The sequence below is a fragment of the Chryseobacterium sp. YIM B08800 genome, assembly GCF_026163565.1.
Classification (GTDB): Bacteria; Bacteroidota; Bacteroidia; order Flavobacteriales; family Weeksellaceae; genus Chryseobacterium.
Genome location: NZ_JAPDKN010000011.1, coordinates 208,232 through 220,268 on the forward strand (window position 1 = coordinate 208,232; position 12,037 = coordinate 220,268).

Genomic DNA, 12,037 nt, shown 5'->3' on the forward strand with positions numbered 1-12,037 from the left:
TAAAACTTACTATTATTAAATGAAAATCACAGACCATATAAAAAACGCAAACGGAAAAACTTTATTCTCCCTCGAAGTAGTTCCGCCTCAAAAGGGAATTGGAATTGAAGATTTATATAAAAATATCGATCCTTTAATGGAATTTAAACCGCCATTTATTGATGTCACGACTTCTCGTGAAGAATATATTTATATTGACAAAGGAAATGGTTTGATGGAGCGCCGAATCACCAGAATGCGCCCCGGAACTTTGGGTATTTGTGCTGCAATTCAGCATAAATATAATGTAGATACCGTTCCTCACTTGCTTTGCGGAGGTTTTACAAAAGAAGAAACAGAATATCTTTTGGTAGATTGTATGTACCTCGGAATCGATAATATTATGGCTCTTCGTGGAGATGCAATGAAGGGGCATCAGTATTTTGAACCGACTTTAGGAGGGCATGCAAGTGCAATGGATTTAGTGAATCAAATCAATAATTTAGGACGTGGAAAATATCTACATAATGATGAGCAGATTTGTGATGAACATAACAAATTCTGTATCGGAGTTGCCGGTTACCCTGAAAAACATATGGAAGCCCCTTCAATGAACTATGATTTGAAATGGTTGAAACAAAAAGTAGATGCAGGAGCAGATTATATCGTTACCCAAATGTTTTTTGATAATAAAAAATATATAGAATTTGTGAAAAAAGCTCGTGAAATGGGTATCACAGTTCCGATTATTCCTGGAATAAAACCAATTGCAACAAAAAAACATTTGAAATTATTACCACAGGTTTTTAAAATAGATTTACCTGAAGATTTGATCAATGCTGTTGAAGGAGCTAAAAATAACGAAGCCGTAAAGCAAATCGGGATTGAATGGGCAATTGCACAATGCAAAGAATTATTAAATTTTAGTGTTCCTGTTCTGCATTTTTACTCGATGGGAAAAAGTGATAATATTAAGAAAGTGGCGGGAGAGTTGTTTTAAAAAATAAGGCTGTTCAAAACGAACAGCCTTATTTTTTTATTGATTTAAGAAAGTAACTAATTTTTTCAAGTCGTCTTCTTTATCGAATTTTATTTTATTTTCTTTGAAGAAAGTTTCCAAAGAATCTTTTTTCTCTGGGAATTGATTAAGAATATCTTTTTTATTTTTAGGGTTTTTGATGAAACCTTTATCTGTTTTTATATAAAATGAAGGATCTAATAGTTTAAAAACAGCAGGTTTGTCAGTAGCGTAACTATTAGCAGCAGGCATTGCATCTATAAACTTTGTTTTTACTTTCTTATAAAGTGAGTTTTTTCCTGATACTAATTCGAAAAAATAACCAGATAAATCGTCTTTTGTATCAATTCTAATTAATTTTTCTTTCGTATTAGTAAAGTTTATTGTTGAAAAAGCTTCAGTTTTTGGCAATACATATGCTTTGTCTTCTTTTGTAAATTCTACTTCGTCTGTGTAGCTGTTATATCTTGCTGGAGCTGATTCATTTGATCCCGAAAAAGATGCGATAGAATAGCCCTTTCCATAGTAAGGAGATCCTTGGATATCGCTGTAAGAAAAACTTTTTCCTACGTTTGGAGAGTTGACTTTATTGTAAATTGCATTATCTTGAGGTAATCCCATACCATTATTTGATAATGAATATGTTAGCTGTGCATTAATTGATATCACAGATAGTAGTAGTATGCTTGAAACTATTTTTTTCATTTTAAAAAAGGATAATTATTTTTTAATTAAACAAAATTACGAATAAAAATTCATATGCTGTGGAGTTATATCCAAATATTTTGGGTTTTGATTAATGTTATATTAATTAAACGTTAATGTGGTTGAAATATTATTAATACTTTGAAAATATGTAATAACATACAATAAATGAATTTGTTGAAGCAATTTTACTTTAGTAATTGACTATTTACAATTCCGGATGCCTCTCAAATTCCTTATCCCTATCAAATAAATACCTGTAAGTTGCCAATTTTCTGGTAACAGTTGTATCCAGATTTTCTGCAATTTTTATCATTTTGGGATTAAAGTCGCCAATCCATTGTAGCTCAGTGGTTTTGAAGTCTGTGTGTTTTCTTAGATGTTGTGTGCCTTCCCAAATCATGTATCCTTCAAGACCTTTTTTTTGCCATTCTGGGATAACACCAAAAACCAGACCTACCATTTTCTCATTCTTTTTGAACTTTTTCACCCATAAAAACTTTAATTTTTCAAGGATTCCGAATTTTCCGTTCAGGTATTTAAACCATTGATTCAGATCCGGAATATTCATCCACATGGCGACAGGTTTTTCATTTTCATACACAAACCAAGAAATATGTTCATTAATGATCGGTTTCATTGTTTTAAACATTTTCAGAGTTTTTGATTCGTCTAAACATTTTCCTTGACCATGTGAAGCCCAGGCTTTATTATAAATTAAGGTAAAATCTTTTGCAAATTTCTCGAGATTATTCTTTTTCATTGGTCTTGCCGAAATCTCAGGATTTTTACTGTGCTTTGCATGCATCACTGTGAAAACTCTTGAAACTTCTGCGAAAATAGGTCTTGAAAAACATAATTGTTCGAAATAAATATTGAACCCGTAATTTTCAAAAAGTTCTTTGTAATAAGGGAAATTATAATTCATTCCATACAAAGGTTCAATAAAACCTTCCGTTAGAAGTCCCCAAAATTTATCGCGTTCTCCGAAATTGATAGGTCCATCCATTGCTTCAATTCCTTTTTCCTGAAGCCACTTTTTGCAGTAATCAAAAATAAAATTGGCAGTTTCCTGATCTTTGATACAATCAAAAAAACCAATTCCACCAGTTGGTTGATTCTGTTCGTAAGATTTGTTAATAAAAACGGCAATTTTTCCAACGGTTTCAGATTTATTTTTAAATAAAAACCTTACACACTCTCCATTTTTATAAAATTTATTTTTTTCAGGGCTAAAAACCTCGTCAATATCCTTATCTAAAGGTCTGATATAATTTTTGTCATGTTGATAAAGTCGTGCAGGAAAATCGAGAAACTCCTTTTTTTGATGGCTATTTTGTACTTCTTCAACAGTAATCATAACTTTTTAGCAGAATAAAACCGAAAGGTAATATTTTTCAGTATAAATTGAAATAGCCGAAAAGATTTTATCCGTATTTTTGTTGAAAAATTATTTAAAATGGTTGATTTTACCGATAACGATGATGATATTTTTACAGGAAAAGAGCATACGCCGATCCGTGAAGATGCTTTTGAGAAATCGCCACAGGAAAAAATAGAAAAAATTACAGAGCTTTTTGGTGAAATTATGGAAACATTAGGTCTTGACATGACCGATGATTCTTTAAAAGATTCTCCGAAAAGAGTTGCAAAAATGTATGTGAATGAAATTTTCGGAGGGTTACTTCCCGAAAACAAACCCGGAATTTCTACCTTTTCAAATAAGTACAAATACCGCCAAATGTTGGTGGAAAAAGATATTACGGTTTATTCTTTCTGCGAACATCATTTTTTACCGATTATAGGAAGGGCACATGTTGCTTATATTTCAAACGGTGAGGTAATTGGTCTTTCAAAAATCAACAGAATTGTAGATTATTATGCAAAAAGACCGCAGGTTCAGGAGAGATTGACGATGCAGATTGTAGATGCTTTAAAAGAAGCTTTGGGAACAAAAGATGTTGCTTGTATTATCGATGCTAAACATCTTTGTGTAAATTGCAGAGGAATAAAAGATACAGCAAGTTCTACAATTACGGCAGAATTGAGCGGAATTTTTAGAACCAATCCTATTACAAGACAAGAGTTTCTACATTATGTAGGAAGCCATGCAAAACTGGATTATTAAAATTTAAAAATAATGATAAAATTTAAAAAAGTTTCAAATCAGATTTTCATCACAACCATTATTTGTTGTTGCTGTGAATGCTGCTGTTAAAAGATTACTTTCTTTTAATATGTGAAACTGTAACATAAATTTTAAAATTATTAAATCAAAAATAAATGCAACTAAAAATATACAACTCGCTTGCGGGAGAAAAAGAAATATTTAAACCAATTTTAGAAGGAAATGTAGGGATGTACGTTTGTGGACCAACTGTTTACAGCAATGTGCATTTGGGAAATGTGCGAACTTTTCTTTCTTTTGATTTTATCTACAGAAGTTTAATGCATCTTGGGTATAAGGTAAGATATGTAAGAAATATTACTGATGCAGGTCACCTTACCGACGACGGAGACGTTAATAACGACCGTTTTGTAAAGCAAACCCGTCTTGAAAAATTGGAGCCGATGGAAATTGTGCAGAAATATACTGTAGATTTTCACAAGGTTTTAGATATGTTCAATTTATTGCCTCCAAATATTGAGCCTACTGCAACTGGTCACATCGTAGAGCAGATCGAGTTGACTCAGAAATTAATTGAAACTGGTTTTGCTTACGAAAGCAACGGCTCTGTTTATTTCGATGTGTTGGAATATAATGCAAGAGGTTTAAATTACGGTGAGCTTTCAAAACGTAATATTGAAGAACTTTTTGCCAACACCAGAGATTTAGACGGTCAAGGTGAGAAGAAAAATCCTCAGGATTTTGCATTGTGGAAAAAAGCTTCTCCGGCGCATATTATGAGATGGAATTCGCCTTGGGGAGAAGGCTTTCCAGGATGGCATCTTGAGTGTACTGCGATGAGCACGAAATATTTAGGAGAAACTTTCGATATTCACGGTGGTGGAATGGATTTGAAATTTCCGCATCACGAATGTGAAATTGCACAGGGAAAAGCTTGCAATGGAGCGTCTCCAGTAAATTACTGGATGCATGCTAATATGTTGACAATGAATTCTCAACGTATGAGTAAGTCAACAGGGAATTATATTTTACCAATGCAATTGGTTTCTGGAGAGAATGATTTCTTTGAAAAATCTTTTCATCCTGCGATTGTTCGTTTTTGCTTTTTACAGGCGCATTACAGAAGTGTTTTAGATATTTCTAATGATGCAATGTTGGCAAGTGAAAAAGGTTTCAGTCGATTAATGGAAGCTTTAAAAATATTAAATTCAATCACTCCGAATGATGAAAAACAATCTGGATTTAATCTGGAAGATTGGAAAACAAAATGTTATGATGCTTTAACAGATGATTTTAATTCACCAGTGCTGATTGCTCATTTATTTGAAGCTGTGAAATTTATTTTTGCTTTAAAAGATGAAAAAGAAACAATTTCAGCTAAAGATCTGGAAGATTTAAAATCGACATTAAATGCTTTTGTTTTTGATGTGTTAGGATTGCAGAATATCGAAGAGAATAATAATGAAAAATTAGATCAGACATTACAGGTTTTAATTGAATTGAGAAATCAGGCAAGAAAATCTAAGAACTTTGACCTTTCAGACCAGATTAGAGATAAACTTTTAGCCGAAGGAATTGAGCTGAAAGATGGTAGAGAAGGCACAACTTACGTTTTGAACTAAAGAAAGTTTTTCAATTTATATCTCTCGCAGATTTTAAAGATTATCCAGATTTTTTACAAATAATTATCTGATCAATCTTTAAAATCTGCGAGAGTTTTTTTATGCTGAAGATTATTATATTTTTAATAAGATTTTTTTAAAATCCAATTCAAAAATTGTTTAACTTAGTAAGACTAAAACAATTACAAATAAAAATCGACGTATGAAAAAACATTTATTCCCTATTGTCTTATTATTACTTGGAAATACAATCAATGCACAACAAGATTTTTTTGCATTGGCAGGAAAAGATTCTCCAAGAATTGAGTTTAATGATTTCCGTGCGATGAATTCAGACGGAACATCTGGTGAGAGTATTTTCGGAGTTTCTTCAGAAGCAAAAGTAATTTCACAATCAAGAAAAGCCGCAGTTACAGAAGATAAAACTTCTTATAATCAAGCTCAGTCAATGACTTTAGCAGCTTTGGCTTTAGATTCTTCTGGCAATAACTTGGTGTATATGCCGATGTTTTCGTCTAATATCTATGTTTTAAATCAGAAAACAAAAGAAATTACTTTAGTTGAAAATAATGTGGCAAGAGTTACATCTTGTGATATTAATTCGCATATTACAAGAATGGCAACCGGTTATGACGGAAATATTTACGCCATTAATAATGCCGGAACACAATTTATTCAAATCAGTAAAAAGAACGATCAATACGTTGTAAATGATCTAGGGATCATTAAAGATGATGCTTCGAACGGTAAAAACTCATTTACTGCAATGGAAACGGGTTTTGGTGGCGATATGATTGCTGATGCGGACAATAATTTTTACGTTTTTGCAGCTTCCGGAAATGTATTTAAAGTTTCAACGAAAGAATTAAAGGCAAAATTTGTAGGTAAAATTACAGGTTTGCCTGAAGCGTATTCTGTAAATGGAGCTGCAGTAAATTCTAAAGGAAAAGTAGTGATTGCAAGCGCAAAAGGAGCTGCTTTGTATGAATTAAATCTTAATAATCTGGAAGCAAAGCAACTTCCGGGTGAACAGAATTTGCATATTTATGATTTGGCAAGTAAATACTTTGCAAACGACAGAATTGCTGCTGTAAATACTTTGGCGAATATTGATATTTATCCGACGAAAGTTGATGAACAAACGATTACGGTGAATGTAAATGATAAAGCTGTTAAAGGAAATATTAAAGTGAATATTTTTGATGTTTCCGGGAAATCGGTGATGTCAACAACTTTATCAGTGAAAGACGGAAATCTTAATCAACAGATTCAGCTTAGAAATCTGGTAACCGGAACTTATGTGGTGAGCATCACAGAAGAATCTGGTAAAAACTTATTGTCTAAGAAAATTTTAGTCACTAAGTAAATTGACTTTTTTATAATATTTAAAGACCTTTTCTCAGTATTGAGAGAAGGTTTTTTAATGAATATTTGATATTGCAACAGCTTGTTTTTCAATTTTTAAGCGTATTTTTAGGGAAAATAGACATCGATGAAATTGTATTTTAATATTGAATATCATGCAAAACCAGGCGAAAGGCTAGAACTTATTATTAGTGAAAAAGATTCTGCTGTCCGAAGTTACATGATGTTTCATACCGAAAATGGTTTGTGGAAATGTGAAGTAGATTTTTTTTCTAAATCAATTGATTACAAATATCAGCTTAAAGACGAAAGAGGAAATATTTTGCGGGAAGAATTTGTTTTGCATCATTTAAGTTTTCCTCATAACTATAAAGAGTTTTTAATTTTTGATGAATGGAACAGCAAAAATTTTCCTGAAAACTATCTGAACAATAAAATTCTTAGAAATAAACTTTCACAATTAGTTCCACGAAAAATCTCGGTCTTAAAAAAGCATACTCATTTATTCAGAATTGAAGCACCGGTTTATAATCCCAACTGGGAAATTGTTTTAATAGGAAATACGCTTTCTTTAGGGAATTGGAGTTATGAAAATTCAATTCATTTATCTCAGACTGATTTCGGGATTTGGGAAGCTTCTGTTGATATTCCGGAAATCCAGCTTATTCAATATAAATACGCCATTTTTGATACAATTGAAGGGAAAATAATTGATATAGAAAGTGGTGAAAACAGGTCGACAGTTCCCAATCAACAGAATGATGTTTTGCAGATTGTAGCAGATCATTATTTCAGGTTTAAATCTTATCAAATGTATCACGATGCAGGTGTTGCGGTTCCTGTTTTTTCTTTAAGAACTGAAGATGGTTTTGGTGTAGGAGAATTTTCGGATTTAAAAAAACTTGCAGATTGGGCAGATAAAGCTTCTTTAGGGATTGTTCAGATTTTACCGATTAATGACACAACGGCTAATTATTCGTGGACAGATTCGTATCCTTATGCTGCAGTTTCGGTGTATGCTTTACATCCACAATATATTTCTATTGAAAATCTTGATTTTAAATTACCGAAAGAATTAGTTGAAGAGTTTCATGCAAAAAAATCAGAATTAAATTCTTTAGATTTAATCGATTACGAAAAAATGATTTCTTCAAAATGGAAATACCTAAAAGCTGTTTTCAATACAGAAAAAGAGAAAATTTATAAAGACAGAAGTTTCAAAAAGTTCATTAAAGATAATGAAGAATGGCTTTTACCTTATTCTGCATTTTGTGTTTTGAGAGATAAATACAAAACACCAAATTTCAACGAGTGGAAAACCCATAAAAAATATATTGCTGGCAAAATTTCACCGTTTTTCTCAGCAAAAAATAAAGATTATGATGCTTCGATGCTTCATGCATGGGTACAGTTTCAGCTTCATAAACAATTAAAAGATGCTGTTGATTATGTTCATAGTTTAGGAATTTCGTTAAAAGGAGATTTGCCGATCGGAATTTATAGACATTCTGTTGAAGCATGGGCGGAACCTGATTTATTCGGAATGGATTTTCAGGCAGGAGCACCTCCTGACCAGTTTACGGAAATCGGGCAGAATTGGGAATTTCCGACTTACAATTGGGAAGCAATGAAAGCAGATGATTACAGGTGGTGGAAGAATAGATTCAAAGCGTTAGAACAATATTTTGATGCAATGAGAATAGATCACATTTTAGGTTTTTTCAGAATCTGGAGAATGCCAATTTCGGCAACTCAGGGAATTTTGGGATATTTTTATCCGGCAGTTCCTGTTAGTTTTGATGAATTTAAAGCAAGGCATATTCCCTTTGATTTTGAAAGATATTGTAAACCTTTTATCAATGATGAGATTCTTTGGAAATATTTTGGGGAAGAAACTTTTAAAGCTTTACAGTTTATCCATAAAAATCCAGATGGAAATTATCAATTTAAAGAAGAGTTTAATACCCAAAGAAAGATTGCAGATTATTTTAAAAATCAACCTGAAGATATTTCTGAAAAATTAATTTCGCTTTGTGCGAATGTTTTATTCTTGACTGAAGAAAAAAACGGCGAAACGGTTTATCATCCGAGATTTAATATTTTTAAAACTGAATCTTACCAATATCTTTCTGATTGGGAAAGAAAGTCTATTTACGAGCTTTATCAGGATTACTTCTTTAAAAGACAGGATTATTTATGGAAAGAAAAAGCCATGGAAAAACTTCCGGTCATCTTGAACGCTACAGATATGTTGATTTGCGGTGAAGATTTGGGAATGGTTCCTGATTGTGTTCCTGAAGTGATGGATGAATTGGCAATTGTCGCATTGAAAGTTCAGCGTATGCCTTCCGGAAATATTCCGTTTTCTAATCCTAAAAAAGCAGGGTATATGAATGTAGTTACGGCTTCTTCGCATGATAGCTCAACGCTTCGTCAATGGTGGAAAGAAAATCCAGGATCTACGCAGATTTATTTTAATCAACAATTAAATCAAATTGGAAAAGCACCTCATGATTTAGAACCTTATTTAGCAGAAATTATAATGAAACAGCATCTTTACAACGATGCCATGTTGGCAATTTTCCCTATTCAGGATTTCTTCGCAATGGATGAAAATTTAGTCAATTCGAAGATTGAAAATGAAAGAATTAATAATCCTGCAGTGTTTCCGCACTTTTGGCGTTACAGAATTCATTTAAACCTTGAAATTTTAACAAAAAATGTAGAGTTTAATCAAAAGGTTTCAAATTGGATTAATGAAAGCGGAAGAAGTTGATTGAAATTATTGTGCTGAAAATCAACTGTTTAAAAATATTTTAAAAAGAAGTTTTATCTGTAGATTTAACTTCTTTTTTGTATCTATATCAAAAAGATAAGAATGAAAGTTCTGATATTAACCAATTAACGATTAATAAAATGAAAAATATATTTATAGGATTTGCATTAGGTTTGGCAACTTTATCATTTGCTCAGCAATATCCAAATAACGGTTGGGACAACGATGGATATTACGGAAATAATGACGGATATTACAGTGATGACGATGACAGGAATTATTTCCCGGATGACTATTACTACAATTATCCACAAGATTATTATCCTGCAGATTATTACCAAAGTTATTACAACGATTACAGACAAAGTATCATTAATATCAACTGGAACGGATTTTTTGTTCAGCATAGATTAAACCGTTGGCAAATTGATCAGATTTTGTATCTGAATAATCTATACTCAAGTTTTGCTGCGTGGAATAATTTCTATCGTTACAATCCAGACAGATGGTATTACGACAGATTCTATGCTATGGAAAGAATTTTAGGACCAAGGGTTTTTGTGATTTTCCAAAACAATTATTATCATGGTCGTAGTCCGATTGTATATTTCCAAAACTATAGAAAAACATATTATGCTCCAAGATACAGAGTAATGCCTCGATATAGAAATGTAAATATCAATATTTATAAGGTTGACAGAAACAGCTTCCGTAGAAATGATAACCCAACATTGAATGTTGTAAGATCTTCAAGAGCGGGAAGTATCAGAAATGGAAATTCTTCCGGTGGTTTTAGAAATTCAGATTCCAATAATGGCGTAAGAAACAACAACGGAAATAACGGAATCAGAAACAATAACGGAAATGGCGGAGTGAGAAGTAATAATGGAGGATTTAGAAATGATAGTGGACGAAATGAAGGCGGAATAAGACAAAGAGAAGCTACTCCAAGATCTGAAAACAATTCACCAAGAAACAATGGAAATGGAGGATTTAGATCTCAACCGCAAAGAGAAAATGCAAGCCCGAGACAGCAAAACAATGCTCCAAGACAGCAGAATAATTCTAACGAAGGAAGAAATTCTGGCTTCAGAGGCAATTTAGTAAGGAATTAATTTTCATATATTATATTTGAGTGGTGTTGAGAGTAGGTTTTGTTATCTACTCTCTTTTTTATTTTGAATAATATTGAAATATTAATAATTAATTTTAACATTATTTATGAAATTCGTTTTTAACTTATGATGAAATTCAGTATCAAAAAGATATAACAAAACAATTAATTAATTTAAGCACATGAAAAAATTAGTATTAGCCGCAGCCTTTATCGTAACAGGAAGTTTTGCAATGGCACAACAAGTAAATCCTCAAGACAAAAAAATAAACAGAGAGGAAATGCATAAAAAAATGGAGTTGAAACAACAGGAAAGAATGAGTGAAATGCAAAAAGAATTAAACCTGAATGATTCTCAGGTTGCAAAAATAAAAAACCTTCAGGAAAAACGTAAAGCTGATATGAAGGCTGAGTTTGAAAAAAACAAAGGTGAAAGACAGGCTAAAATGGAACAGATGAAGGCCAAGAGACAGCAAATGGATAACGAAATGAAAAATATTTTGTCTCCTGAGCAATATGATAAATGGCAGGCTTCAAGAAAAGCTAAAATGGAAGAAAGAAAATCTGCGATGAAAGAAAGAAGAATGAAAGGAGAAAGAAAAATGATGGTAAAACCTCAGTCTGGAACTTCAATTTAAGCTGATATAGAAGTTCATAATTTTGATTTTTAATGTTAGAGGGGCAGAAGTAATTCTGTCCCTTTTTATATTAAATCTAAATCTAAATTTTGTGAAAACTTTTCAATTCGCCTTTTAATGCGTAATTTTGAATATAAATTTTTTATTATGGTAAGTGAAAAAATTGCACAGCTAATAAACGAACAAATCGCTCACGAGCAATATGCGGCTCAATATTATCTTTCTATGTCTGCTTGGTTTTCAGCAAAAGATCTTGACGGAATTGCCAATTACTTCAGAGTTCAAAGCAAAGAAGAATTGATGCATGCCGAAAAAATGTTTGATTACCTAAACGATGTAGGAGGTGAAATTATCTTAGGTGAAATCGCAAAACCACCACATCAGTTTGAGAACGCAACAGATATTTTTGAAAAAGCTTTGGAACACGAAAAGAAAGTAACTAAAAGTATTTTCAATATCGTAAAAAATGCAAATGACGAAGGTGATTTTGCAACGACTTCATTCATGCAATGGTTCATCAATGAGCAAGTAGAAGAAGAAGCAAGTGCTTCTCAGTACGTAACTAAAATTAAAATGGTTTGTGATAATCCATCTGCTTTATATCTTTTTGATCAGGAATTGGCAAAAAGAGTTTTTGTAGCAGACCCTACAGCCTAAAATATATTTTTGAAATTGTGAGTTTCGGGGGGGGC

Annotated in this window: 10 protein-coding genes; 8 read left to right on the forward strand and 2 right to left on the reverse strand. The window is 32.2% G+C overall.

Going from position 1 to position 12,037, the window contains the following annotated elements; all coding sequences use genetic code 11:
• Window positions 1-19 precede the first annotated feature (19 nt).
• A complete protein-coding gene (gene metF, locus OEW74_RS06060) occupies window positions 20-979 on the forward strand; it encodes a methylenetetrahydrofolate reductase [NAD(P)H] (protein ID WP_265427632.1) in 960 nt (319 codons plus the stop codon).
• A 36-nt stretch (window positions 980-1,015) separates the two neighbouring features.
• Here the strand turns inward: metF and OEW74_RS06065 are convergent, their stop codons facing one another.
• Together OEW74_RS06065 and OEW74_RS06070 are read right to left on the reverse strand one after the other, a co-directional pair.
• Window positions 1,016-1,702, reverse strand: a complete 687-nt coding sequence (locus OEW74_RS06065) for a hypothetical protein (protein ID WP_265427633.1) — start codon at window positions 1,700-1,702, stop codon at window positions 1,016-1,018.
• Window positions 1,703-1,910: 208 nt separating this feature from the next.
• Window positions 1,911-3,062, reverse strand: a complete 1,152-nt coding sequence (locus OEW74_RS06070; RefSeq protein WP_265427634.1) for a hypothetical protein — start codon at window positions 3,060-3,062, stop codon at window positions 1,911-1,913.
• A gap of 99 nt (window positions 3,063-3,161) precedes the next feature.
• Between OEW74_RS06070 and folE the strand changes: the two genes are divergently transcribed.
• The 7 genes from folE (at window position 3,162) to OEW74_RS06105 (ending at window position 12,002) form a co-directional block, all read left to right on the forward strand.
• Window positions 3,162-3,830 (forward strand): GTP cyclohydrolase I FolE, encoded by a 669-nt coding sequence (gene folE / locus OEW74_RS06075; RefSeq protein ID WP_074231021.1) that lies wholly within the window; start codon window positions 3,162-3,164, stop codon window positions 3,828-3,830.
• 155 nt (window positions 3,831-3,985) lie between these two features.
• Window positions 3,986-5,452 (forward strand): cysteine--tRNA ligase, encoded by a 1,467-nt coding sequence (cysS, locus tag OEW74_RS06080; RefSeq protein ID WP_265427635.1) that lies wholly within the window; start codon window positions 3,986-3,988, stop codon window positions 5,450-5,452.
• 202 nt (window positions 5,453-5,654) lie between these two features.
• Window positions 5,655-6,818 (forward strand): T9SS type A sorting domain-containing protein, encoded by a 1,164-nt coding sequence (locus tag OEW74_RS06085; protein WP_265427636.1) that lies wholly within the window; start codon window positions 5,655-5,657, stop codon window positions 6,816-6,818.
• 126 nt (window positions 6,819-6,944) lie between these two features.
• On the forward strand, window positions 6,945-9,593 hold the full coding sequence (locus tag OEW74_RS06090) for a 4-alpha-glucanotransferase (protein ID WP_265427637.1): 2,649 nt from the start codon (window positions 6,945-6,947) through the stop codon (window positions 9,591-9,593).
• Between the two features lie 140 nt (window positions 9,594-9,733).
• Window positions 9,734-10,708 carry a hypothetical protein gene (locus OEW74_RS06095; RefSeq protein ID WP_265427638.1) on the forward strand — a complete coding sequence of 325 codons (975 nt, stop codon included), beginning with the start codon at window positions 9,734-9,736 and terminating at the stop codon, window positions 10,706-10,708.
• Between the two features lie 181 nt (window positions 10,709-10,889).
• Window positions 10,890-11,345, forward strand: a complete 456-nt coding sequence (locus OEW74_RS06100; protein ID WP_265427639.1) for a hypothetical protein — start codon at window positions 10,890-10,892, stop codon at window positions 11,343-11,345.
• Between the two features lie 147 nt (window positions 11,346-11,492).
• Window positions 11,493-12,002, forward strand: a complete 510-nt coding sequence (locus OEW74_RS06105; RefSeq protein ID WP_074231266.1) for a ferritin — start codon at window positions 11,493-11,495, stop codon at window positions 12,000-12,002.
• The last annotated feature ends 35 nt before the right edge of the window (window positions 12,003-12,037 follow it).

Coding starts and splice junctions, on each gene's coding strand:
- metF (WP_265427632.1), top strand. CDS start 20: ATGAAAATCACAGACCATATAAAAAACGCAAACGGAAAAACTTTATTC.
- OEW74_RS06085 (WP_265427636.1), top strand. CDS start 5,655: ATGAAAAAACATTTATTCCCTATTGTCTTATTATTACTTGGAAATACA.
- folE (WP_074231021.1), top strand. CDS start 3,162: ATGGTTGATTTTACCGATAACGATGATGATATTTTTACAGGAAAAGAG.
- OEW74_RS06100 (WP_265427639.1), top strand. CDS start 10,890: ATGAAAAAATTAGTATTAGCCGCAGCCTTTATCGTAACAGGAAGTTTT.
- OEW74_RS06065 (WP_265427633.1), bottom strand. CDS start 1,702: ATGAAAAAAATAGTTTCAAGCATACTACTACTATCTGTGATATCAATT.
- OEW74_RS06095 (WP_265427638.1), top strand. CDS start 9,734: ATGAAAAATATATTTATAGGATTTGCATTAGGTTTGGCAACTTTATCA.
- OEW74_RS06070 (WP_265427634.1), bottom strand. CDS start 3,062: ATGATTACTGTTGAAGAAGTACAAAATAGCCATCAAAAAAAGGAGTTT.
- OEW74_RS06090 (WP_265427637.1), top strand. CDS start 6,945: ATGAAATTGTATTTTAATATTGAATATCATGCAAAACCAGGCGAAAGG.
- cysS (WP_265427635.1), top strand. CDS start 3,986: ATGCAACTAAAAATATACAACTCGCTTGCGGGAGAAAAAGAAATATTT.
- OEW74_RS06105 (WP_074231266.1), top strand. CDS start 11,493: ATGGTAAGTGAAAAAATTGCACAGCTAATAAACGAACAAATCGCTCAC.